The sequence below is a fragment of the Staphylococcus saprophyticus subsp. saprophyticus ATCC 15305 = NCTC 7292 genome, assembly GCF_000010125.1.
Lineage (GTDB): Bacteria > Bacillota > Bacilli > Staphylococcales > Staphylococcaceae > Staphylococcus > Staphylococcus saprophyticus.
Genome location: NC_007350.1, coordinates 897,442 through 921,707 on the forward strand (window position 1 = coordinate 897,442; position 24,266 = coordinate 921,707).

21 protein-coding genes are annotated in these 24,266 nt (G+C 33.5%); 15 read left to right on the forward strand and 6 right to left on the reverse strand.

Going from position 1 to position 24,266, the window contains the following annotated elements; genetic code table 11:
• Positions 1 to 31 precede the first annotated feature (31 nt).
• The 3 genes from SSP_RS04320 to SSP_RS04330 all read right to left on the reverse strand — a co-directional run bounded on the left by SSP_RS04320 (position 32) and on the right by SSP_RS04330 (position 3,094).
• Positions 32 to 1,411: an aldehyde dehydrogenase gene (locus SSP_RS04320; protein WP_011302750.1), complete on the reverse strand. Its 1,380-nt coding sequence runs from the start codon at positions 1,409 to 1,411 to the stop codon at positions 32 to 34.
• Between the two features lie 145 nt (positions 1,412 to 1,556).
• Positions 1,557 to 2,486: a manganese-dependent inorganic pyrophosphatase gene (locus SSP_RS04325; RefSeq protein ID WP_011302751.1), complete on the reverse strand. Its 930-nt coding sequence runs from the start codon at positions 2,484 to 2,486 to the stop codon at positions 1,557 to 1,559.
• Between the two features lie 56 nt (positions 2,487 to 2,542).
• On the reverse strand, positions 2,543 to 3,094 hold the full coding sequence (locus tag SSP_RS04330) for a cysteine hydrolase family protein (RefSeq protein WP_011302752.1): 552 nt from the start codon (positions 3,092 to 3,094) through the stop codon (positions 2,543 to 2,545).
• 137 nt (positions 3,095 to 3,231) lie between these two features.
• Here SSP_RS04330 and SSP_RS04335 point away from each other — a divergent pair, with 137 nt between their 5' ends.
• Positions 3,232 to 4,314: a glycosyl hydrolase family 28-related protein gene (locus tag SSP_RS04335; RefSeq protein ID WP_011302753.1), complete on the forward strand. Its 1,083-nt coding sequence runs from the start codon at positions 3,232 to 3,234 to the stop codon at positions 4,312 to 4,314.
• Positions 4,315 to 4,448: 134 nt separating this feature from the next.
• Positions 4,449 to 6,008: an SLC13 family permease gene (locus SSP_RS04340; protein ID WP_011302754.1), complete on the forward strand. Its 1,560-nt coding sequence runs from the start codon at positions 4,449 to 4,451 to the stop codon at positions 6,006 to 6,008.
• Positions 6,009 to 6,128: 120 nt separating this feature from the next.
• Here the strand turns inward: SSP_RS04340 and SSP_RS04345 are convergent, their stop codons facing one another.
• Positions 6,129 to 6,932: a prephenate dehydratase gene (locus SSP_RS04345; protein ID WP_011302755.1), complete on the reverse strand. Its 804-nt coding sequence runs from the start codon at positions 6,930 to 6,932 to the stop codon at positions 6,129 to 6,131.
• Positions 6,933 to 6,971: 39 nt separating this feature from the next.
• Complete coding sequence (locus tag SSP_RS04350; protein ID WP_011302756.1) at positions 6,972 to 8,036, reverse strand: nitric oxide synthase oxygenase; 1,065 nt, start codon at positions 8,034 to 8,036, stop codon at positions 6,972 to 6,974.
• A 223-nt stretch (positions 8,037 to 8,259) separates the two neighbouring features.
• Between SSP_RS04350 and SSP_RS04355 the strand changes: the two genes are divergently transcribed.
• From SSP_RS04355 to SSP_RS04405, 11 genes are all read left to right on the forward strand, one after another.
• Positions 8,260 to 9,729, forward strand: a complete 1,470-nt coding sequence (locus SSP_RS04355) for a nicotinate phosphoribosyltransferase (protein WP_011302757.1) — start codon at positions 8,260 to 8,262, stop codon at positions 9,727 to 9,729.
• Positions 9,722 to 10,543: an ammonia-dependent NAD(+) synthetase gene (gene nadE / locus SSP_RS04360; RefSeq protein ID WP_011302758.1), complete on the forward strand. Its 822-nt coding sequence runs from the start codon at positions 9,722 to 9,724 to the stop codon at positions 10,541 to 10,543. The genes SSP_RS04355 and nadE overlap by 8 nt, the downstream gene beginning before the upstream one ends.
• An 85-nt stretch (positions 10,544 to 10,628) precedes the next feature.
• Positions 10,629 to 11,207 (forward strand): DUF2179 domain-containing protein, encoded by a 579-nt coding sequence (locus tag SSP_RS04365; protein WP_037538142.1) that lies wholly within the window; start codon positions 10,629 to 10,631, stop codon positions 11,205 to 11,207.
• Positions 11,204 to 11,392 carry an NETI motif-containing protein gene (locus SSP_RS04370; protein ID WP_002482819.1) on the forward strand — a complete coding sequence of 63 codons (189 nt, stop codon included), beginning with the start codon at positions 11,204 to 11,206 and terminating at the stop codon, positions 11,390 to 11,392. The genes SSP_RS04365 and SSP_RS04370 overlap by 4 nt, the downstream gene beginning before the upstream one ends.
• A 214-nt stretch (positions 11,393 to 11,606) precedes the next feature.
• Positions 11,607 to 12,902: an adenylosuccinate lyase gene (purB, locus tag SSP_RS04375; protein WP_011302760.1), complete on the forward strand. Its 1,296-nt coding sequence runs from the start codon at positions 11,607 to 11,609 to the stop codon at positions 12,900 to 12,902.
• Positions 12,903 to 12,988: 86 nt separating this feature from the next.
• Complete coding sequence (locus tag SSP_RS04380) at positions 12,989 to 13,291, forward strand: YerC/YecD family TrpR-related protein (RefSeq protein WP_002482821.1); 303 nt, start codon at positions 12,989 to 12,991, stop codon at positions 13,289 to 13,291.
• Between the two features lie 249 nt (positions 13,292 to 13,540).
• A complete protein-coding gene (locus SSP_RS04385) occupies positions 13,541 to 14,215 on the forward strand; it encodes a M15 family metallopeptidase (protein ID WP_011302761.1) in 675 nt (224 codons plus the stop codon).
• A 118-nt stretch (positions 14,216 to 14,333) separates the two neighbouring features.
• Positions 14,334 to 15,023 carry a heptaprenylglyceryl phosphate synthase gene (locus SSP_RS04390; RefSeq protein ID WP_011302762.1) on the forward strand — a complete coding sequence of 230 codons (690 nt, stop codon included), beginning with the start codon at positions 14,334 to 14,336 and terminating at the stop codon, positions 15,021 to 15,023.
• Complete coding sequence (pcrA, locus tag SSP_RS04395) at positions 15,023 to 17,239, forward strand: DNA helicase PcrA (RefSeq protein ID WP_011302763.1); 2,217 nt, start codon at positions 15,023 to 15,025, stop codon at positions 17,237 to 17,239. Before SSP_RS04390 ends, pcrA begins: the two co-directional genes overlap by 1 nt.
• A 3-nt stretch (positions 17,240 to 17,242) precedes the next feature.
• The gene (gene ligA / locus SSP_RS04400; protein WP_011302764.1) at positions 17,243 to 19,246 is read left to right on the forward strand and encodes an NAD-dependent DNA ligase LigA; all 2,004 of its coding nucleotides are present in this window, start codon (positions 17,243 to 17,245) and stop codon (positions 19,244 to 19,246) included.
• Between the two features lie 12 nt (positions 19,247 to 19,258).
• Positions 19,259 to 20,467, forward strand: coding sequence for a CamS family sex pheromone protein (locus SSP_RS04405; protein ID WP_011302765.1), 1,209 nt, complete (start codon positions 19,259 to 19,261; stop codon positions 20,465 to 20,467).
• A gap of 122 nt (positions 20,468 to 20,589) precedes the next feature.
• Here the strand turns inward: SSP_RS04405 and putP are convergent, their stop codons facing one another.
• A complete protein-coding gene (putP, locus tag SSP_RS04410; RefSeq protein ID WP_011302766.1) occupies positions 20,590 to 22,125 on the reverse strand; it encodes a sodium/proline symporter PutP in 1,536 nt (511 codons plus the stop codon).
• Positions 22,126 to 22,500: 375 nt separating this feature from the next.
• Here putP and gatC point away from each other — a divergent pair, with 375 nt between their 5' ends.
• Positions 22,501 to 22,803, forward strand: coding sequence for an Asp-tRNA(Asn)/Glu-tRNA(Gln) amidotransferase subunit GatC (gatC, locus tag SSP_RS04415; protein WP_011302767.1), 303 nt, complete (start codon positions 22,501 to 22,503; stop codon positions 22,801 to 22,803).
• A gap of 1 nt (position 22,804) precedes the next feature.
• Positions 22,805 to 24,262 (forward strand): Asp-tRNA(Asn)/Glu-tRNA(Gln) amidotransferase subunit GatA, encoded by a 1,458-nt coding sequence (gatA, locus tag SSP_RS04420; RefSeq protein ID WP_002482829.1) that lies wholly within the window; start codon positions 22,805 to 22,807, stop codon positions 24,260 to 24,262.
• Positions 24,263 to 24,266 lie beyond the last annotated feature (4 nt).

A 24,266-nucleotide genomic window follows, 5' to 3' on the forward strand; every position in this document is an offset into this window, starting at 1 on the left:
TTTATAGCCCAAGCCTATAAAAAGGTGTTTATTATTTATTGAAAAATGTTTTAATATACTTAAATTTTCCTTTGTAAGGTGGAAAGAGTAGGCTTGACTCTAATCGAGTTGATTTAAATATATAAGATTTATCATGACTGAATGTGTCAAAACTAAATTTGCCGTGATATTGACCAATACCGGAAGCACCAACACCACCGAATGGTAAGTTTGGATTTGCTAATTGCATCAATGTATCGTTGATAGCACCGCCACCAAAAGAAATTTCATTTAGAACACGTTCTGTTGCGTTTTCATCTTCACTGAATAGGTAAAGGCTGAGTGGCTTGGGTTTCGTATGAATTAAATCAATCGCTTCATCAAAATCGTCATAAGTAATAATTGGTAGTATAGGACCGAAAATTTCACCTTCCATAATTTTATCATTAAATGTAATACCATCTAATAAAGTAGGTCCGATATAGTTTTCAGCTGAATCAGAATGGCCACCAAAAACAATTTCCGATTTGTGTACACCTAATAAATCGTTTAAACGGTCAAAATGCGTTTGATTTACGATACGTCCAAAGTCAGGACTTGCTTGTATTTCTTTACCATAAAATTCTGTTATTGTATTTTTTAAAGCTTTAATCAAGTCTTCTTTGACTTTACGGTTTACAAGAACATAATCTGGAGCGACACATGTTTGGCCAGCATTAGTGAATTTACCAAAACTGATGCGTTCACTAGCGACTTTGATATTAGCGGTTTCGTCTACGATGACAGGTGATTTGCCACCTAATTCTAAAGTGACAGGTGTTAAATTGGTACTTGCTGCTTGATAAACAATTCTTCCAACGCGTTCGCTTCCGGTGAAAAAGATATAATCGAAGGGTAAATGAATCAGTGACTGTGTAGTATCGGCGTCACCTTGGCAAATACTGATGTATTCAGGGTCGAACACATCTTCAATAATATTTTTTACAACTGCTGACACATGTGGCGTGAATTCCGAAGGTTTAATGATTACAGTATTGCCTGCAGCTATAGCACCTATAAGCGGTTCAATAAGCAATTGGAATGGATAGTTAAATGGCCCAATAATTAGTACTGTGCCATATGGTTCTTTAACAATATAACTTTTGGTAGGAAACATATAAAGCGGTGTATTAACCTGTTTCTTTTTAGCCCAGTTTTTTAATTCTTTACGAGCCGTTTTGATATTTTTTAAAGTAAAGCCGATTTCTGTTGCATAGGCTTCTACTTTGTTTTTACCTAAATCTTCTTGAAAAGCATTTAATAATGCATCTTCATGATTTTTAATACTTTTGCTTAGGAGCTTTAGTTGTTTTTTTCTGAATTTAAGATCCTTGGTCGCATGTGTATTAAAATATTGTTTACTATTATGGAAAGTTTGTTCTATTGAATTCAAATGTATTCCTCCTAGTACGAATGGGTGCCCAATATACTTATATTGATAAAAAACTGGAACATATCAACTATGTCCCAGTATAATGAATTGTAAAAACTTAATATGTTGAATAAATTGTACGAAGTGTTGTGTTAATAAAGATGTATTACTTCGTTAATGCTTCTGTAATTTGTGGTACAACTTGTTTTTTACGTGAAACGACACCTGGTAAGAAGGCAGTATTATTATCAAGTGTTACATTGAAGGCAACGCCGACTTTATCTTTTTCGGCGCCAACAACAAGAATTTTAGAATCACTATTAATAATGTCAGTAACAACTAATACAAATAAATCATATTTTTCATTGGCGCTTACTTCAAGCATTTCTTTTTCTAATTCTTCTTGGCGTGCAAATACTTCATCAATATCTACTGTATTTACTTGACCAATACGTGTAACAAAATCTCCCATATTAAATGATTTTGCGTCCATAGATAAAATATCAGAAACAGATTTATCTTTTGTAGAAGCACCAGCTTTTAACATTTCTAAGCCATATGATTCTAAATCAACATTAGCAATTGATTTTAATGCTTCTGCAGCTTGTACATCTTGCTCAGTACAAGTAGGTGATTTGAATAATAGACTATCTGAAATAATTGCAGATATCATTAAACCAGCAATTTCAGGTTTGATTTCAAATCCACGTTCTTTATACATTTTGTATAAAATTGTTGCAGTACAGCCAACTGGTTCAGCACGGTAATATAAAGGTGCTGCAGTTTCAAAGTTAGCTATTCTGTGATGATCGACAACGTGTTGAACAGCTGCATCAGCAATTGAATCAGCACTTTGTTGGAATTCATTATGGTCAACTAAAATGACATTTTGATCGGCTAAATCATCATTTAGTAACTCTGGTGCAGTTACATTAAAATGATCTAAAGCATATTGTGTTTCAGGGCCTACTTCGCCTAAACGGTATGCAGTAGCCTCAGCATTACCTGTTTGTTGTTCAAAATCTGCCATGATAATAGCAGATGAAATTGCATCTGTATCTGGATTTTTATGTCCGAAAATATAAGTTTTTGCCATATCTAAATTCTCCTTATTTTAAGTAGTTAATGTTATTCTAGCATGATTTCGCATTGTTATTCTACTTCAGCACCTAGTGAATTTTTAAAATGATCTAATGCCCACTCGTGACCTGAAGGATTAAAGGAAGCGACACCTCTATGTGAAATGGAAATACCATATCCTAAGTTGTATGCGCTGATTGCAGTATGGAGTACACAAATATCCGTACAAACGCCAACGATTTCTAAATGATTAATATTTCGCTCACGCAACATTAAGTCTAAAGGTGTACCGCAAAATGAATCATAACGTGTTTTATCTAAATAGTGGATATGATCGTTAAATAAAATATTTTGATAAATATCATTTACTTTACCATAAAGTTCACGACCAAATGTACCGATGATATTATGTGGTGGAAACAACTTACTTTCAGGATGATATTTATTTTCTTCATAATGCAAATCCATCATAAAAAAGATATCAGATTGCTTTTTGTTATAAACTTCGATTCTTTCCACTATGTAGCTTTCAATTTGTTGACCTGGAAGTCCACAAGTTAATTTTCCATTTTCAGCTACAAAATCATTTGAATAGTCTACTACAATTAACGCACTTTTTTTCATATTATGGTTACACTCCCAATATTAAATATAATAGTAATTATATACTAAGATGATAAATCATTAAAGATATAGTAAACGCGTTTAAAAAAACATATTTATGTTAATTATTAAGTAATAACGATGAAAGGAACTGGCCTATGATTATTAATGCAAAACAATTTGGTTTAAAAGGGGAACACAAATGGGCAGATACACGTGCAATGCAAAAAGCACTCAATTATGCAAAGAAAAATAAAGGAACAACGATATATGTGCCTCAAGGAGAATATCATATTCGCAAGCCGCTTGTGATATATGAGGCAACAACATTACTTTTAGATGATAAAGCAATTTTAAAAAGATGCGGTAAAGATACATTATTGAAAAACGGACGTCGTTTTAAATCGTATTATGGTTATAACGGAAATAGTCATATTCATATAGCAGGTGGCACGTTTGATATGAATGGGTACGACTACCCTTATAATAATACGACGATGTGCATGGGACATGCATGTGACGTTCAAATTGTGGATGTTACTTTTAAAGATGTGGTTGGAGGACATTGTTTGGATGCATGTGGAGTGAACGGTTTGTACATCAATCAATGCAAGTTCTTAGGTTTCAATGATCCGGATGGCACAAGATTTTTTTCTGAAGCGGTGCAGTTAGATATACAAGTTTCAGGTGCTTTTCCAAAATTTGGTGCAACTGATGGGACAATTACGAAGAATGTCATAATAGAAAATTGCTATTTTGGTAATTCAGAAACACCCGGTATGCAACCTTGGAACCGAGCAATTGGTTCTCATGCAAGCCGTTATCATAAATACTATGACAATATTCATATTCGCTATAATGTTTTTGAAAATATGAAACAATATGCACTCACACCATTGAAAAATAAAAATACGTATATTCACCATAATGTTTTTAAAAATTGTGAGGGCGGTATACGCTTTTTAGCTGTAAAAGATGGGAAAAATGCGAAAGATATGAAAGGTAATGAAAGGGGGACACAAGCAGGAAACAATTTAAATATTTTCCAAAATCAATTTATAGGAGAAATGCGTAAAGAAGCTATACGTATTCAAAGTTATAATAATATCAAACATGAAAATATCGTTATAGCAAAAAATGAATTTGATCATGAGTCACAAAGCGTGTATTTAAAGGATATCAAACATCTTTACATATCTAACGAAGCCGATATCAGATTCAAAAAAGTAAATATAGATTGATTATCATTTGTAAATTGAATAATAAATAATGGTGATGTAAACGATTTAAAATTATAAACCAATTTGAAATATATTATGTTATACTCTAATAAATTATTGTGAATATTCTGATAATAATTTAAAGGGGGAGCTTGATGAATAATTTAAATAAAGGGGATATGAGAAGGTCGCAGTATTTGATGTTTTTCTCAAATAAAAAAGAGAATAAATCTTATAATGTTGGTCAATTAGTAGGGTTAATTTTAGGTCCTTTGCTCTTTGTACTAACATTGTTGTTATTTCAACCTGACAATTTATCTGATAAAGGTGTATTTGTCTTAGCTATCACATTATGGATTGCCACTTGGTGGATTACCGAAGCGATTCCAATTGCTGCTACAAGTTTATTACCTTTGATATTACTTCCAGTTGGTCATGTGCTCAATCCAGAAGAAGTATCTGCTCAATATGGTAATGACATTATTTTCTTATTTTTAGGGGGCTTTATTCTAGCTATTGCAATGGAAAGGTGGAATCTACATACTCGGGTAGCGCTCCGAATCATTAATACATTAGGTACGAGTACAGGAAGAATATTATTAGGCTTTATGATAGCAACCGGTTTTTTATCCATGTTTGTTTCGAACACTGCAGCGGTTATGATTATGATACCTATTGGTTTAGCAATTATTAAAGAAGCAAATGAATTGAAACACGGAGATACAAAACCTGAAAGTATTTCTAAATTTGAGCAAGCATTAGTCTTAGCGATAGGTTATGCGGGTACGATTGGTGGTTTAGGTACATTAATTGGAACACCACCATTAATTATATTAAAGGGGCAATATCAATCAGCTTTTGGTGAAGAAATTAGCTTTGCAAAATGGATGATTATTGGTGTACCAACAGTCATCGTCTTACTGTTTTTAGTTTGGATATATATTCGTTACATTGCGTTTAAACATGATATGAAAACATTGCCAGGTGGGCAAGATTTAATTAGAAAAAAATTAAGTGAACTTGGAAAAATGAAATATGAAGAGAAAGTAGTATTGATTGTATTTTTACTTGCTAGTTTTTTATGGATAACACGAGAATTTTTATTAAAGCATTGGACATTCACTTCAGAAGTTGCTGATGGGACGATTGCCATGTTTATATCTGTCTTATTATTCTTAATTCCTGCTAAAAATAAAGAAAAGCATAAACGTATTATAGACTGGGAAGTAGCTAAGGATTTACCATGGGGAGTATTAATTTTGTTTGGTGGCGGTTTAGCACTAGCAAAAGGTATCTCAGAAAGTGGTTTAGCGAATTGGCTAGGAGAACAATTAAAGTTAATTGAAGGTGTCAGCCCATTGGTTATTGTGCTTGTAATTACAATTTTTGTCTTATTCTTAACTGAAATCACATCCAATACAGCTACAGCTACAATGATATTACCGATCTTAGCCACATTATCTGTCGCAGTTAATGTCCACCCATTGTTACTCATGGTTCCTGCTGCTATGGCAGCAAATTGTGCATATATGTTACCAGTAGGAACGCCTCCGAATGCCATTGTATTTGGCACTGGCAAAATCAGTATCAAAAAAATGGCATCGGTTGGTTTTTGGGTGAATTTATTAAGTATTGTCGTAATCGTGTTGGTTGTATACTTCTTAGTGCCACCTGTTTTAGGTATAGATGTTACACAACCATTGCCATTGAAATAAAAGAAGCGTTTGTAACAAAACTTTGTTACAAACGCTTCTTTTCATATTCAACATGATAACAAGATGAAGTTTTGCTATGAAAACATCTAAACAGTTGTATGGGACAGTTACTAGCAAGAATTAATTGAGTTTATTAAAGGTACCTATAATCGTGACTTGAAAGTCTAAAGTATTAAGTATCTTTATCACTTTTGAAAGGTCTTCGGAAATAGGTGTGTCTGCTTGAACGAAAAAGTGATACATACCTAATTGCGTTTTTAATGGACGAGATTCAATCCAAGACAAGTTAATATTAAATAATACAAACGTATTTAATATACTGGCTAATAGACCTGGTTTATCAAATTTCGGTGTAATTAATAACATCGTGTCGGTTGCTTGTTCGATGTGTTTTGGTTGATTACTGACGACTAGGAAACGAGTGACGTTATGTGGATAATCTTCAATATTTTGTGCAATTGATGTATAGCCATAAGCTTCACCGCTACCTAAAGGTGCGATTGCACCAACATTTTGTGAAATTTTATCTAAACTTTTAATTGTACTGTCTACATAAGCAATATCAAATCCATGCGCTTGTATATATTGGCTGGTTTGACTAATAGCAGGCCCAATTGAGTATACTGTTGAAATATCATTTACGGTTGCGTTTTCTGAACCATATAAAGCAAATTGTATATCTAAATGAAGTTCACTTTGTGCATATATATTCTGTTGTGTTAATGCGTCGGCTACGATATTAATCGTACCTTCTATTGAATTTTCTATAGGCACAACAGCAATACTTTGACTATCTTCTGAAACAGATGCGACGACTTCGTATAAATTAGATTTTGGAACAAATTCAATTTCTGATTCTGATTTATATTGTGTCGCAGCTAAATAAGAAAATGTGCCCTTTGGTCCTAAATAATAAAGTTTCATGTAATGTAACCCCTTGTTTATCTAAATATAGTGAATCATTTAATGGAATGGACAACCTGAGTCTTCGGTTTTTTTATAAAAGAAATTAGGTTCTTTCATCACATTTTTGTATCCGTGATGATAATTGGGCACCAATGTGGGAGACAAAGAGGGTGCTAACCAAGACCATTTACCAGTAACTTCTCTATCGTGTTTCGTTTCATTCATTTCGAATCTTTCAAATTGTTTAGATGCTGTTAAATGATCGACGATAGAGACGCCAGCATTTTTAAAAGAATGATACACAGCATCGTTTAATTCAACCAATGCACGATCTTTATTGAAAGAATTATTTTTAAGTGTATCAAATTCAAATGCTTCTGCAACACTTTCTAACAAATTATAGCGATAGACATCAGTAAAATTACGAACGGCAATTTCATTTACCATATACCAACCGTTAAATGGCGCAGTAGGATAAGTGATGCCACCAATTTTTAAATCCATACTTGAAATAATAGGGACGGCATACCATTTTAAACCGAGTTGTTGCAGTTTGGGGAATCTGTCATGTGTAATAGATACTTCTTTAATTAAATTTTTAGGGTATTCATGATATTTTATTTTGCTATTCGGCATTTTGTAAATTAAGGGCAAAATATCAAAATGTGTATACTGACCTTGCCATCCAAGATGTTGTGCTAATTTGGTAATCTTTTTCTCAGCTGGATCTCCACATGTTTCGTACCCTGCGTATCTAATTAATTGATTGTTATAAATTTGCGGGGGGTTATCTTTTGAGAAAATTGTGATGTAAGGTTTGATTCTTCCATTATTAGTCGCAATGTCAATATGGTTTTCAATTGCTTCTATAAATTCATCTTCACTTTGTATGTGTCTTGCATCAGACACAGTTAAAGAATCCCAAAAAAATCGTCCGATACAACGATTGGAATTTCTCCATGCCATTTTGGCTCCATAATTCAATTCTTCAAATGTATGCTCATAAGTGCCAGTAGAAAGGATAGCTGACTCAATTTCAGCAATTCGTTCTGTTATTTTATTTTTATCATAATTTAATTCATTATACATGGTTTCTATAAAAGACTTAGCTTCATTTAGCATTAAAAACACCTCATAAATATTATATATCATTTTTAAATTTATAAAATGATAAAACATATAACTGTCATGACTTTGTCGTTAACCATGTCACATTTTAAACAAATTTTAAATAAATAACTGATATCTTTACTTCTATTTTGAATTCGTAAATCAGTCCTATTTAAAGTGCTAACAATACTTCATTTATGCTAAAATGATGGAAAAGCTGATTGGAGAGATGGTTGTGTACCAATATGAAGATGATACATTAGTGTTGCATAATGATTTATATCAAATAAATATGGCAGAAAGTTATTGGGATGATGGGATCCATGAGCGTATGGCAGTGTTTGATCTATATTTTAGAAGTATGCCATTCGATAGTGGGTATGCAGTGTTTAATGGATTAAAACGTGTTATCGAATATATTAATAGTTTTCATTTTTCAAAGTCAGATATTGAATATTTAAAATCAATAGGGTATCAAGACGACTTCTTAAATTATTTGAAAAACTTGAGTTTTACTGGAAGCATACGTTCAATGCAAGAAGGAGAACTTTGCTTTGGAAATGAGCCATTGCTTAGAGTAGAAGCACCACTCATCCAAGCTCAATTGATAGAAACAATGCTTTTAAATATTGTTAATTTTCATACATTAATTACGACAAAAGCAAGCAGAATTAGACAAGTTGCACATGATGATATGTTAATGGAATTTGGTACGCGCCGAGCGCAAGAAGCAGATGCAGCATTGTGGGGAGCTAGAGCTGCATATATAGGAGGCTTTAACTCAACTAGTAATGTACGCGCTGGTAAGTTATTTGGGATACCTGTTTCAGGGACGCATGCGCATGCGATGGTTCAAACATATGGTGATGAATACATAGCATTCAAAAAGTATGCTGAGAGACATCAAGATTGTGTGTTTCTAGTAGATACCTTCCATACATTAAAATCTGGTGTGCCAACAGCGATTAAAGTTGCTAAAGAATTAGGCGATAAGATTAATTTTGTTGGTATTCGACTAGATTCAGGTGATATTGCCTACCTCTCAAAAGAAGCACGACGTATGTTAGACGAAGCAGGATTTACTGATGCAAAAATTATTGCATCTAATGACTTAGATGAACAAACGATTACGAGTTTAAAATCGCAGGGCGCTAGAGTAGACTCTTGGGGTGTAGGAACTAAATTAATCACGGGTTACGATCAACCAGCATTAGGTGCTGTTTATAAACTCGTTGCTGTAGAAGACAGTGATGGATCATACGTTGACCGCATTAAGTTATCAAATAATGCAGAAAAAGTAACGACACCAGGTAAGAAAAAGGTGTATCGCATAATTAATAAAAAAACGAATAAGGCAGAAGGAGATTACATTACTTTAGAACATGAAGATCCATACGATGAATCGCCTTTGAAATTATTCCACCCAGTACACACATATAAAATGAAATTCATAAAATCATTTATTGCTAAAGACTTACATCATGACATCTTCATAGATGGAGAACTTGTATATGATTTACCAAATGAAAATGAAGCACAAGCCTATTTGAAAGATAGTCTCGCATATTTATGGGACGAGAATAAACGTCACTTAAACCCACAGGAATATCCGGTTGATTTAAGTACGTTATGTTGGGAAAATAAACACAAACGTATCTTTGAAGTTGCAGAACATGTTAAAGAGATGGAGGAAGAAAATGAGTAATTTACAAGATATAGTTGTGAAAGAAATGAAAGTGAAACCATCGGTTGAAAGTAAAAGTGAAACACGACATATTATCCAATTTATAAAAAACTATGTTCAATCGCATTCGTTTATTAAATCTTTAACACTAGGTATTTCTGGTGGTCAAGATTCAACTTTAGCAGGTAAATTATGTCAATTAGCAGTAAACGAACTGAAAGAGGACGGCAATGATTGTGAATTTATAGCTGTTAAACTCCCTTATGGTGAGCAAAAAGATGCTGCAGAAGTAGAAGATGCGTTAACTTATATCCAACCAGACAAAATTATAACTGTAAATATTAAACCAGCTGTGGATCAAAGTATTCAGTCGTTGAAAGAAGCTGGTGTGAATCTAACAGATTTTCAAAAAGGCAATGAAAAAGCAAGAGAACGGATGAAAGTTCAATTTTCTATTGCTTCTAAACAAAAAGGGATTGTCGTTGGTACAGATCATTCCGCTGAAAATGTCACAGGCTTTTACACAAAATATGGAGATGGGGCTGCAGACATTGCACCTTTATTTGGTTTGAATAAGCGCCAGGGTAAACAGCTCTTAGCGTATTTAGCAGCGCCTAAGCATTTGTATGAAAAAACGCCAACCGCTGATTTGGAAGATGACAAACCACAATTGCCTGATGAAGAAGCATTGGGTGTAAGTTATGATGATATTGATGATTATCTAGAAGGCAAATCTGTATCAAGTGAATCTAAAGAAATAATAGAAAATCATTATATAAAAAATGCGCATAAACGAGAATTAGCTTATACAAGATACACATGGCCTAAAAATTAATTTAATTCCGATAACTTTTTAGTGACAAACGAAATCATAGTTGATAAAATTACTTGAATTTAATGTAAGAGAAAGGAAAATGGTCATGTCAGTAATAACATCTAATCCATGGTTAATGGTTTTAGCAATTTTTATTATAAACGTTGCTTATGTGACGTGTCTTACAATGAGAACAATCTTAACACTTAAAGGATATCGCTATGTAGCTGCTATTGTCAGTTTCTTAGAAGTACTTGTATATGTTGTTGGATTAGGTATGGTCATGTCTAGTTTAGATCAAATTCAAAATGTGTTCGCATACGCTTTTGGATTTTCAATTGGTATCATAGTAGGCATGAAGATAGAAGAAAAACTTGCGCTTGGCTACACAGTTGTAAATGTGACATCATCAGAATACGAGTTAGACTTACCGAGACAATTAAGAGATTTAGGTTATGGTGTAACCCACAATACAGCATATGGTCGAGATGGCAAACGCTTAATATTACAAATTTTAACGCCAAGACGTTTCGAATTTAAATTAATTGATACCATTAAGCAAATCGATGAAAAAGCATTTATTGTGGCATATGAACCACGTCAAATACACGGTGGTTTCTGGGCGAAAGGTGTTAGAAGTAAAAAACTTAAGCAATACGATACGGATGAAGTTGAAAGTATATGAAAAAACAGCAAAAATTTAAAGTCGCAGATAACGAGACGATTCAAGATTGCTTACAACGTATGCGTGAAGCGGGGTATGCGCCGGTCAAACGGTTCGAAAAGCCAATTTATAAAGAGAATAAAGATGGCAGTTTAGAAGTATTGAAGCAAGAAATTGAATTTGTAGGAAAAATGATAGAGCAATAATTTATGAACCGTTATGGATCATCGTATCCGTAGCGGTTATTTTTGGAATGTGTAAATATTTTATAAAGATGACTTAAAAGCCTTATACTTTTTAATATAATTCTGTTAAACTATTACTGAAAAGGTAAACACGAACTTTTAGTCTGAATTATTTATTAATGTACATGTTTTAATGGAATCAAACTAAATTTATGTATGATAGGAGCTTATTTCAATGATTGAACGTTATTCTAGAGAAGAAATGTCTAATATTTGGACGGATCAAAATCGCTATGAGGCATGGTTAGAGGTAGAGATACTTGCATGTGAAGCATGGAGCAAATTAGGTGATATTCCAGCTGAAGATGTTAAGAAAATACGTGAAAATGCTAAAGTAGACGTCGCTCGCGCACAAGAAATTGAACAAGAAACACGTCATGATGTAGTTGCGTTTACAAGACAAGTTTCTGAAACATTAGGTGAAGAGCGCAAGTGGGTCCATTATGGTTTAACTTCAACAGATGTAGTTGATACTGCATTAAGTTACGTCATCAAACAAGCAAATGAAATTATTAAAAAAGACTTGGAACGTTTTATTGATGTATTAGCACAAAAAGCGAAAGACTATAAATATACTTTGATGATGGGACGTACACACGGTGTTCATGCTGAACCAACTACTTTCGGTGTGAAAATGGCCTTATGGTATACAGAAATGAAACGTAATTTAGAACGTTTTAAACAAGTAAGAAAAGAGATTGAAGTTGGTAAAATGAGCGGGGCAGTTGGTACATTTGCGAACATTCCTCCAGAAATTGAAGCCTATGTGTGTGAGCATTTAGGATTAGATGCCGCACCAGTGTCTACGCAGACACTACAACGTGATCGTCACGCATATTATGTTGCAACATTAGCTTTAATTAGCACTTCAATGGAAAAATTTGCTGTAGAAATTCGTAATTTACAAAAAACAGAAACACGTGAAGTAGAAGAAGCATTTGCAAAAGGTCAAAAAGGTTCATCTGCCATGCCACATAAACGTAATCCGATTGGTTCAGAAAATATCACTGGTATTGCACGTGTAATCAGAGGATACGTTACAACAGCATATGAAAACGTGCCATTATGGCATGAAAGAGATATTTCTCATTCATCTGCAGAACGAATTATGTTACCAGATGTAACCATTGCATTAGATTATGGACTGAATAGGTTTACAAATATTGTAGAAAGACTAACTGTCTTCGAAGATAATATGTTAGCGAATATAGATAAAACATTTGGTTTAATATACTCTCAACGCGTATTATTAGCATTGATTAACAAAGGTTTGGCACGTGAAGCTGCATATGATAAAGTACAACCAAAGGCTATGGAATCTTGGGAAACAAAAACACCATTTAGAACTTTAATTGAAGAAGATGCAACAATTACAGACTTACTAACAAAAGAAGATTTAGATGAGTGTTTCAATCCAAAGCATCATCTAAATCAAGTGGATACAATTTTCCAAAGAGCTGGTTTAGAATAATAAAATTTTTCAAGTGAAATCGTTACACTTTAATGTACTAATACGTTAAAATAAGATTATATTGAAAAATACAGGGGTTGTTTTAAATGCAAATAGAAAAACTTAGAGGAAAAGCATTAGATGAACTGTTCGATGCAATATTGACACTTGAAAATAGAGAAGAGTGTTATGAATTCTTTGATGATTTATGTACAGTGAACGAAATCCAATCATTATCACAACGATTACAAGTTGCAAAAATGATTAAACAAGGTTACACATATGCAACCATCGAACAAGAATCAGGTGCATCAACAGCGACAATTTCTCGTGTGAAGAGATCACTACAATGGGGTAATGATGCTTACACGATGATTCTTGATCGTATGAATATAGAAACGGCCGATTAATGATTTAAACCATAAATTTTATCGAATGACGACTAGGTATAGTAACCAAAGTCGTCATTTTTTTATACTAATGATGGATTTGATTTTAAAATATGAGATATTATAACGATGTGATTGTCTGGCATTTTGTATTATTTTTGCGGTTTATAACATTGAAGAAGGGTAATGAAATATGTAGCAGACATTTATGAAAATGGGATTCCATTTTAAAATAGGCGATGGTTTTTATAGAATGAAAGGAAGAGATCTATGTCAAAAAAAGTGATGCTTTTTCTGTTCACTTTAGTATGTTTATGTCTTATTGTTATTTTTATTATGATTCTATCAGCTAATAATTTTAAACCAACTAATGACAATATTGTTAAACCCAAGAATGCCTTACCACTCAAATATGAAAACAATGGTGTAACTTATGTCAATGGTCATGTCATTGTGAATAAACAACTTGCACTTCCGGCGAAATATAAACCAGGCGAAAATAAAATAGCTAAAAAGCAACTAAACAAATTATTGAAGCAAGCAGAAAAAAGAAATTTAAATTTGACCATGACAAGTGGATATAGAAATTTTGAGAATCAAGAAAAAGTGGTAGATACTTTTGTTGAGAAGGATGGTAAGCAAAAGACAACTAAATATGCTGCTAAACCTGGACATTCTGAACACCAAACAGGTTTAGCATTTGATGTAGGAACAAGCCAACCATTAAATGATTTTCATACAGATTTTGAAAAAACTAAAGAAGCACAATGGTTAGCTAAACATGCAGCCAATTATGGTTTTATTATTAGGTATCCTAAGAACCAATCAAAACAAACTGGCTATGCTTATGAACCATGGCATTTAAGGTATGTAGGACCTCAATTGGCAAAAACAATCAATGAGAAAAATACAAATTTAGAAAGCTATTACCATCTTAATAAGTAATATCAAGATGATGCAAAATCACCTCAGAAATTTGGGGTGATTTTTTCTTCAGTATTTTAGAACTCGAGACATAAAAATGATATAATCATATGTATGCTAAAAGAAGGAGAAACATATCATGACTGACATGAATAAGTGGAGACATATTTTTAAATTGGACCCCGCAAAGCCCATCAGTGACGAAGATTTAATGAAAATTTGTACATCAGATACGGACGCAATTATGATTGGTGGAACGGATGACATCACTGAAGAAAATGTTGCGCACTTAATGCATAAAGTTAAATGTTATTCATTACCAATAGTACTTGAAATATCTAATCTTGAAAGTGTTGTACCTGGCTTTGACTTATATTTTATTCCAACTGTTTTAAACAGTAGAGATGTAAAATACCATAATGGTTTATTACTAGAAGCGTTAAAGTCATATGGTACATTGATAGATTTTAATGAAGTTGTGTTCGAAGGATATGTGGTACTTAATCCAGATTGCAAGGTAGCCAAATTAACGCAAGCTGACACGATGATAGATGATGAAGATATTGAAGCTTATGCACAAATGATCAATGATATGTATCAATTACCAGTTATGTATATAGAGTATAGTGGTGTGTATGGCGAAACTAACTTGGTAAAGGCAGCAGCAGACATGTTAACGGAAACACAATTATTTTATGGTGGCGGTATTAGTAACTACGAAGAAGCAGAAATGATGGCTTCTATTGCAGATACAATCATTGTCGGAAATATTATATACGAAGATATAAACAAAGCACTAAAAACAGTTAAAGTAAAGGAGACACATTAATGAATGCATTAGTAAACAAGATGAATGATGAACAGAGTCAAGCAGTACGTACGACAGAGGGGCCACTACTAATTATGGCAGGTGCCGGCTCAGGTAAAACACGTGTGTTAACCCATCGTATCGCATACTTGCTAGATGAAAAAGACGTGTCTCCGTATAACGTCTTAGCGATTACTTTTACTAATAAAGCAGCAAAAGAAATGAAAGCACGTGTTGAAACATTAGTTGGAGAACAAGCTCAGGTATTGTGGATGTCTACATTCCACTCAATGTGCGTGAGGATTTTGAGAAGAGATGCAGACCGTATTGGTATAGAACGTAACTTTACAATTATTGATCCAACTGACCAAAAATCAGTGATTAAAGATGTACTGAAAAATGAAAATATAGATAGTAAAAAATTCGAACCTAGAATGTTTATCGGGGCGATAAGTAACCTTAAAAATGAATTGAAAACACCTGAGGATGCACAAAAAGAAGCAAATGACTATCATGAACAAATGGTTGCAACCGTTTATAAAGGTTATCAAAGACAATTATCTAGAAATGAAGCACTTGATTTTGATGATTTGATCATGGTGACGATTCGATTATTCGAACGTGTACCAGATGTATTAGATTATTATCAAAATAAATTTCAATACATTCATGTCGATGAATATCAAGATACGAATAAAGCACAATATACTTTAGTTAAATTACTTGCCGCTAAATTTAAAAATTTATGCGTTGTTGGAGATTCAGATCAATCAATTTATGGTTGGCGTGGTGCAGATATCCAAAATATTCTTTCTTTTGAAGAAGATTATCCAGAAGCCAAAACGATTTTCTTAGAACAAAATTATCGTTCTACAAAAAATATATTAAATGCAGCGAATGAAGTCATTAAAAATAATTCAGAACGTAAACCGAAAGGGTTATGGACTGGTAATACGAGTGGCGATAAAATTCATTACTATGAAGCTACGACTGAGCGAGATGAAGCTGAATACGTCGTGCGTGAAATTATGAAACACCAAAGAAATGGTAAAAAGTATCAAGATATGGCCATTTTATATCGTACAAACGCACAATCACGTGTACTTGAAGAAACATTTATGAAATCGAACTTACCGTATACTATGGTTGGTGGTCAAAAGTTCTATGACAGAAAAGAAATTAAAGACTTATTAAGTTACTTACGTATTATTGCAAATAGTAATGATGACATTAGTTTACGTCGAGTAATCAATATTCCTAAACGCGGCATCGGTCCATCATCTGTAGATAAAATTCAAGCATATGCGGCACAAAATGATTTAAGTATGTTTGATGCATTAGCAGAGGTTGATTTTATAGGACTATCTAAAAAAGTGACGCAAGAATGTATTAGTTTTTATGATGTTATGCAAAATTTAATTAAACAACAAGAATTTCTTGAAATTACAGAGATTGTAGAAGAAGTATTGACTAAGACAGGCTATAGAGACATGTTAGAACGTGAACAAACGCTCGAATCTAGAAGTAGATTAGAAAATATCGATGAATTTATGTCTGTACCTAAAGATTATGAAGAAAACACACCCTTAGAAGAGCAATCGCTAATTAACTTTTTAACTGATTTATCACTGGTTGCTGATATTGATGATGCTCAAATTGAAGATGGTATTACGCTCATGACGATGCACTCTGCCAAAGGTCTTGAGTTTCCAATTGTATTTATAATGGGTATGGAAGAATCTTTATTCCCACATATCAGAGCGATTAAGAGTGATGATGAACATGAAATGCAGGAAGAAAGACGTATTTGTTACGTTGCAATAACACGTGCTGAGGAGACCTTATACTTAACACATGCAACATCTAGAATGTTATTTGGTCGTCCTCAATCCAATATGCCTTCGAGATTTTTAAGAGAAATTCCTGAAGATTTATTGGAAAATGAATCTAAAGGTAAATCAAAATCTCAAGCACAGGCAACGAGCAATCGTTTCCAGAATGCTACCAAACAACCTGCTAAACGAGCGCATAGCCAACGTGCTACTGCAACAAAACAAAAGCAATCAGCTACCAATTGGAATGTTGGTGATAAAGTAATGCATAAGTCATGGGGCGAAGGCATGGTAAGTAATGTAAAAGAAAAAAATGGTTCTGTCGAATTAGATATTATCTTTAAATCTGAAGGACCAAAACGCTTGCTAGCACAATTTGCACCTATTGAAAAAAAGGGGGAGTAACAAGTGGCTGATATACAATCGCGTGTAGATGAGTTGCATAGATTATTAAATCAATATAGCTATGAGTACTATGTGAAAGATAATCCATCAGTACCTGATAGTGAGTATGATAAATTACTCCATGAATTGATAGATATAGAAACGCAACATCCAGAATATCGTACTGCGGATTCACCTACAGTTAGAGTAGGTGGTAGTGCGCAGTCCACATTCGAAAAAGTGAATCATGATACGCCTATGCTTAGTTTAGGTAATGCGTTTAACGAAGAAGATTTAAGAAAATTTGATCAGCGTATACGTGATAATATAGGAAATGTTGAGTACATGTGTGAATTGAAAATTGATGGACTTGCAGTTTCATTAAAATATGAGAACGGTCGATTTGTTCAAGGTTTAACTCGTGGGGATGGCACCACGGGCGAAGACATTACTGAAAATTTAAAGACAATACACGCGATACCATTAAAAATTAATGAAAGTAGAACTTTTGAAGTCAGAGGCGAAGCGTATATGCCTAGAAAGTCTTTTGTTAATTTAAATGAAGCGAAAGCTGCGAATGAAGAACAGCCATTTGCTAATCCAAGAAATGCAGCGGCTGGTTCATTACGACAATTAGATTCAAAGTTAGCTGCCAAACGTAAACTGAGCGTTTTCTTATATAGTGTGAATGATTTTACCCAGTTTAATGCAGATACTCAAAGTGAAGCATTAGATGAACTTGACCAACTAGGCTTTAAAACAAACCAAGAACGTCAACGCGTTCAAACGATAGAAGAAGTTATGACTTACATTGACAAATGGACAAAACAACGTGAAAACTTGCCTTATGATATTGATGGTATTGTTATTAAAGTCAATGCTTTAGAACAACAGGAAACATTAGGCTTCACTCAAAAATCACCGCGCTGGGCTATTGCATATAAATTTCCCGCTGAAGAAGTGGTTACGGAATTATTAGATATTGAATTGAGTATCGGTAGAACAGGTGTTGTTACACCCACAGCTGTTCTTGAACCAGTTAGGGTAGCAGGTACAACCGTTTCTCGCGCTTCACTACATAATGAAGATTTAATCCATGATAAGGATATAAGAATAGGTGATAGCGTTGTAATTAAAAAAGCAGGCGACATCATACCTGAAGTAATTAAAAGTGTATTAGACAGACGACCTGATGATGCAGAAATCTATCACATGCCTTCACATTGTCCTAGTTGTGAACATGAATTAGTTAGAATAGAAGGCGAAGTGGCATTACGTTGTATTAACCCTAAATGCCAAGCGCAATTAGTAGAAGGATTAATTCACTTTGTTTCACGACAAGCGATGAATATAGATGGCTTAGGAACTAAAATAATCCAACAGTTATATGAAAATGAGAAAATAAAAGATGTAGCAGATATTTTCTATTTGACGAAAGAAGATCTTTTACCACTGGACCGTATGGGCGAGAAAAAAGTAGATAATTTACTCAATGCTATTGAAAAAGCTAAATCGAATTCATTAGAACAATTATTATTTGGTCTTGGTATTCGACATTTAGGCGTTAAAGCTAGCCAAGTGATTGCTGAAAAATATGGAACGATAGATGAACTGTTTCATGTGACGGAAGAAGCGTTAATGGATATTCATGATGTGGGGCATAAGCTAGCTCAATCTGTAGTAACTTATTTAGAAAATGAAGATATACGTGCATTAATTGATAAATTAAAAGCAAAAAATGTTAATATGATTTATAAAGGTGTTAAGACAACAGAATTAGAAGGACACCCAGATTTTAAAGACAAAACAATTGTCCTAACTGGTAAGTTATATCAAATGACAAGAAATGAAGCATCCAATTGGTTAGCATTACAAGGTGCAAAAGTAACCAATAGCGTAACAAAAAATACCGATTTGGTCATAGCAGGTGAAGATGCTGGTTCTAAACTAGCTAAAGCAGAAAAATTTGGTACAGAAATTTGGTCAGAAGAAGCTTTTGTTCAGAAACAAAATGAAATAGAGGGATAGAGGAGATAATGCATGAAACGAACGATTATACTATTCATCTCAGCAATTTTGGTATTAACAGCTTGTGGAAATAATGATGAAAAATCAAAAGAACAATCTAATGAAAAAGAGCAACAAAAAGAGTCAGGTTCCGTAAAAGAAATTGCAACGGATAAAAATGTGCAAGGTGATAATTATAGAACGATTTTACCATTTAAGGAGAGCCAAGCACGTGGATTATTACAAGATAACATGGCGAACAGTTACAATGGTGAAGACTTTGAAAATGGTTTGTTAGATTTAAGTAAAAGTGTATTTCCAACGGATGACTACTTATATCAAGATGGACAATACTTAGATAAAGATATGATTAACGCTTTTCTAAATCCAAAGTATACTAAAGATGAAGTTAACAAAATGGATGAAAGTGATAGAAAAGAGAAAAAAGCAAATGAAAACTTGGGACTAAATCCATCTCACAAAGGTGAAACAGATCCTGAAAAAATTGCTGAACAATCACCTGCATATTTATCTAATATTTTAGAACAAGATTTTTATGCGAGTGGTGATACAAAAGGTAAAAAAATAAAAGGTATGACAATAGGTTTAGCTATGAATAGTACATATTATTATCAAAAAGAAAAAGACGGTGAAACCTATAGCAAAGACCTCGACGATAAAGAAATTGAAAAACAAGGTAAACAAATGGCAGAAGAATTACTTTCTCGAATTCGGGAAAATAAGGATTTGAAAGAAATACCTATACATTTTGCTATTTATAAACAATCTGGTGAAAATTCAATTGTTCCAGGTGAGTTTATTGCAGGGACAACGGTTGAAGATGGTAAGACACGTATTAATGATTGGAAAGATATTAATCAAAAAACAGCCTTATTACCTTCTGAAGAAGCGGGAGAGCTTGATGAAAATTTAAATTCCGATTTCAAACAATTTAATGACAACCTACAAACCTATTTTAATAATTTTACACAAGCAGTGGGTACAGTTAAATTTGATAATAAAAAAGCGAAACAACTATCCGTTGATTTACCTATAGATTATTACGGTAAAGCAGAAACGATTGGTATCACTCAATATGTAACAGAACAAGCTGATAAATATTTTGATGGTATTGATGAATATGAAATTCATATTAAAGATGGTAATAATCCGAAAGCACTTATAAGTAAAACGAAAGACGACAAAGAACCACAAGTTCATATTTATAAAAACAACAATTAACCGAAACAATTAACCAAGATAATGACAATCTTGCATAGACAAAAAATAACGCTAAACTGATATCAATTATAATGATATACCAGTTTGGCGTTTTGTATTGATTTAACAGTTATAATATCAAACTATTCCTTTACGATTTGTTTTACTTTATCTAGGTCATGTGTCACAAATGAACCAGGTTTTTTAGTGTATTTACTAACAAAGTAAGTAGTAATCACACTTGCTAAGAATCCAGGAATAATTTCATACATACCAAATAGCTCATTGATAGAAGCTAATGGTTTAATCCAAACAATCCAAATAATTACGACCAATGCGCCGGTAATCATGCCTGCAAGTGCACCAGTACGTGATAGACCTTTCCAATAGAGTGAGAAGATAACTAATGGACTAAATGCGGCACCAAATCCTGCCCAAGCATTACCAACTAAATTTAGTATCGTATCGTTTGGCGACCAAGCAATCCATATAGCCACAATCGCTACAATTAATACAGATAAACGACCAACCATTAAGAATTCTTTCTCGTGTGCTTTAGCTTTATCTTCACCACGAATGAGTTTATAAAAGTCTTCCGTTAAGGAACTTGAAGTTACCAGTAATTGTGAAGAAATTGTACTCATGATGGCTGCCAAAATTGCTGCCAATAAGAAGCCTCCAACTAAAGGGTGGAATAAAATTTGGCTCATAACGATAAATAAAGTTTCAGGATCCTCTAACTTGATGTTGCGTTCAGAAATAAAGGCAATACCTGTTAAACCAACTGCAACAGCACCTAATAACCCAATCACCATCCAGCTAATACCTAATCTTCGTGCTTTTGGTAATAATTTGTGCGATTTTATAGACATAAATCTAACAATAATATGAGGTTGTCCGAAATAACCCAATCCCCAAGCAAACAGTGAAATGATACCTAAAACGGTTGTGCCTTTAAATAGATTCATATTTGTTGGTTTCATCTCTGCTACTTGTTTAAACGTATCGATGCCGTTTAAATCGATAAGTGCAACGATAGGGACCATCACCATAGCGATTAACATGATCACTCCTTGGAAGAAGTCGGTGATAGATACAGCAAGATAACCACCGAAAAATGTATAAAATATGACTATAAATGCAACCATTAGTAATCCCCAATGATAATTCAAACCGAAGGCACTTTCGAATAATTTACCACCTGATACAAAACCGGAATGTGTGTATAAAGTGAAAAAAACAACAATAATTAAGCCGGATATAATTTTTATGTAATTATTGTGGTCATTTAATCTGTTTTTAAAGAAATCTGGTAATGTAATCGCATCACCAGCCAATTCTGTATAGACACGTAGACGAGGTGCAACGACAAAATAATTTACATAGGCGCCTAATGAAAGACCAATGGTAATCCACATAGCAGATAACCCAGTACTATAAACAGATCCTGGTAGACCCATAATCATCCAGCCACTCATATCTGATGCACCTGCTGAAAGTGCTGTCACATAAGGACCGATGCTCCTACCACCTAACATAAATTCACTTAAATTACCTGTAGCTTGTTTGTATCCGTAGTAACCGATAAATAATAATATAGTGAAATATATGATGATCATTATATATGTTTGCCAACTTGCATGTACTTGGTTGGCCAATGAAGTGCCTAATATCAGCATCGTCCTCATCTCCCTTTGTTTTAAATGATTCTATTGTGGTATATGAATTATTATACAATGTAATTTATAAATAGAATAGTATTATTTTAGTTTAATGAAAAAATACATTTTAGCCATGCTTTGTTAAGCGCTTCCATATAATGATGTATAGTTACATGAAATATAAAGTGCAATGATTGATTATGCATTTAAAAAAATAAATCGTGCGTGATTTAGGTGGTGAAATTTAAACAATGCCATTTTTAACGTATGAATGACAAGTAAATAATAGCAATATAAAATTTTAATTTACCGTTATTATTGAAAAACTTAGATTTTTCAACGAAATTTTGGTACAATTTTGTAATGAATGAGTAAAAAGGAGGCTTTTATTTAATGGCTAAAGTTACACGAGAAGAAGTTGAACATATAGCAAATTTAGCAAGACTTCAAATTACTGAAGATGAAACGACTGAAATGCAAAATACATTAGAAAGCATTTTAAACTTTGCTAATCAAATAGATACAGCGGATACTAGTGAAATTGAACCAACATATCACGTACTAGATTTACAAAATGTATTACGTGAAGATAAAGCAATCGAGGGCATCCCTCAAGAGCTTGCATTAAAAAATGCTAAAGTGACGGAAGATGGACAGTTTAAAGTACCATCTATCATGAATGAGGAGGACGCTTAAGATGACCATCCGTTATGAATCTGTTGAGAATTTGATCAACTTAATCAAAAACAAAGAAATTACACCATCTAAAGTTGTAAGTGATATTTACGATGCAATTGAAGAAACTGATCCAACGATCAAATCGTTTCTTGCATTAGATAAAGAAAATGCTATTAAAAAAGCACAAGAATTAGATGAATTACAAGCAAAAGACCAAATGGAAGGCAAGTTATTTGGTATTCCAATGGGTATTAAAGATAACATTATTACTGAAGGTGTAGAAACAACATGTGCTAGTAAAATGTTAGAGGGCTTTGTACCAATTTATGAATCAACTGTGATGAATAAATTACGAAATGAACAAGCAGTGCTTATCGGTAAATTAAATATGGATGAATTTGCTATGGGTGGTTCCACTGAAACATCATATTACAAAAAAACTGTAAATCCTTTCGATCATACTGCAGTACCTGGTGGTTCTTCGGGTGGTTCTGCCGCAGCAGTTGCAGCTGGTTTAGTTCCTTTCAGTTTAGGTTCTGATACTGGTGGCTCAATTCGTCAACCAGCAGCTTATTGTGGAATTGTCGGTTTGAAACCAACATATGGCCGTGTATCACGTTTTGGTCTAGTAGCCTTTGCATCGTCATTAGATCAAATTGGACCATTGACACGTACAGTTAAAGACAATGCATTAGTCTTGGAAGCAATTACTGGGGTAGACGAAAATGATTCAACAAGTGCGCCAGTTGAAGATGCTGATTACACTTCTGATATCGGTAAAGATATTAAAGGATTGAAAATCGCGCTTCCAAGTGAGTATTTAGGTGAAGGTGTTTCTGATGAAGTCAAAGCATCTGTAAAAGAAGCAGTCGAAACTTTAAGAGGTCTTGGTGCCACTGTAGAAGAAGTATCATTACCGAATACGAAGTATGGGATTCCTTCTTATTATGTAATTGCATCTTCTGAAGCTTCTTCTAACTTGTCTCGTTTCGATGGTATTAGATATGGATATCATTCTCCAGAAGCGAACTCATTAGAAGAATTATATAAAATGTCTAGAAGTGAGGGCTTTGGTGAGGAAGTTAAACGCCGTATCTTCTTGGGAACATTTGCATTAAGTTCAGGTTATTATGATGCATTTTATAAAAAATCACAAAAAGTTAGAACATTAATCAAAGATGATTTCAATCGTATATTTGAAAATTATGATGTTGTCGTTGGTCCAACTACACCTACAACAGCTTTCAATTTAGGTGACGAAATAGATGATCCACTTACAATGTATGCGAACGATTTATTAACAACGCCAGTTAATTTAGCTGGTTTACCAGGTATTTCTGTTCCTTGTGGACAATCAAATGGCCGCCCAATCGGTTTACAATTTATAGGTAAACCATTTGATGAAAAAACACTATATCGTGTCGCTTACCAATATGAAACAAAATTTAATTTTCATAATGAATACGAAAAACTATAAGGAG

Coding starts and splice junctions, on each gene's coding strand:
- SSP_RS04345 (WP_011302755.1), bottom strand. CDS start 6,932: ATGAAACTTTATTATTTAGGACCAAAGGGCACATTTTCTTATTTAGCT.
- SSP_RS04325 (WP_011302751.1), bottom strand. CDS start 2,486: ATGGCAAAAACTTATATTTTCGGACATAAAAATCCAGATACAGATGCA.
- SSP_RS04370 (WP_002482819.1), top strand. CDS start 11,204: ATGAAAAAACAGCAAAAATTTAAAGTCGCAGATAACGAGACGATTCAA.
- pcrA (WP_011302763.1), top strand. CDS start 15,023: ATGAATGCATTAGTAAACAAGATGAATGATGAACAGAGTCAAGCAGTA.
- SSP_RS04350 (WP_011302756.1), bottom strand. CDS start 8,036: ATGCTAAATGAAGCTAAGTCTTTTATAGAAACCATGTATAATGAATTA.
- nadE (WP_011302758.1), top strand. CDS start 9,722: ATGAGTAATTTACAAGATATAGTTGTGAAAGAAATGAAAGTGAAACCA.
- SSP_RS04380 (WP_002482821.1), top strand. CDS start 12,989: ATGCAAATAGAAAAACTTAGAGGAAAAGCATTAGATGAACTGTTCGAT.
- gatC (WP_011302767.1), top strand. CDS start 22,501: ATGGCTAAAGTTACACGAGAAGAAGTTGAACATATAGCAAATTTAGCA.
- SSP_RS04390 (WP_011302762.1), top strand. CDS start 14,334: ATGACTGACATGAATAAGTGGAGACATATTTTTAAATTGGACCCCGCA.
- purB (WP_011302760.1), top strand. CDS start 11,607: ATGATTGAACGTTATTCTAGAGAAGAAATGTCTAATATTTGGACGGAT.
- SSP_RS04385 (WP_011302761.1), top strand. CDS start 13,541: ATGTCAAAAAAAGTGATGCTTTTTCTGTTCACTTTAGTATGTTTATGT.
- SSP_RS04340 (WP_011302754.1), top strand. CDS start 4,449: ATGAATAATTTAAATAAAGGGGATATGAGAAGGTCGCAGTATTTGATG.
- gatA (WP_002482829.1), top strand. CDS start 22,805: ATGACCATCCGTTATGAATCTGTTGAGAATTTGATCAACTTAATCAAA.
- SSP_RS04335 (WP_011302753.1), top strand. CDS start 3,232: ATGATTATTAATGCAAAACAATTTGGTTTAAAAGGGGAACACAAATGG.
- SSP_RS04405 (WP_011302765.1), top strand. CDS start 19,259: ATGAAACGAACGATTATACTATTCATCTCAGCAATTTTGGTATTAACA.
- SSP_RS04365 (WP_037538142.1), top strand. CDS start 10,629: ATGTCAGTAATAACATCTAATCCATGGTTAATGGTTTTAGCAATTTTT.
- SSP_RS04330 (WP_011302752.1), bottom strand. CDS start 3,094: ATGAAAAAAAGTGCGTTAATTGTAGTAGACTATTCAAATGATTTTGTA.
- putP (WP_011302766.1), bottom strand. CDS start 22,125: ATGCTGATATTAGGCACTTCATTGGCCAACCAAGTACATGCAAGTTGG.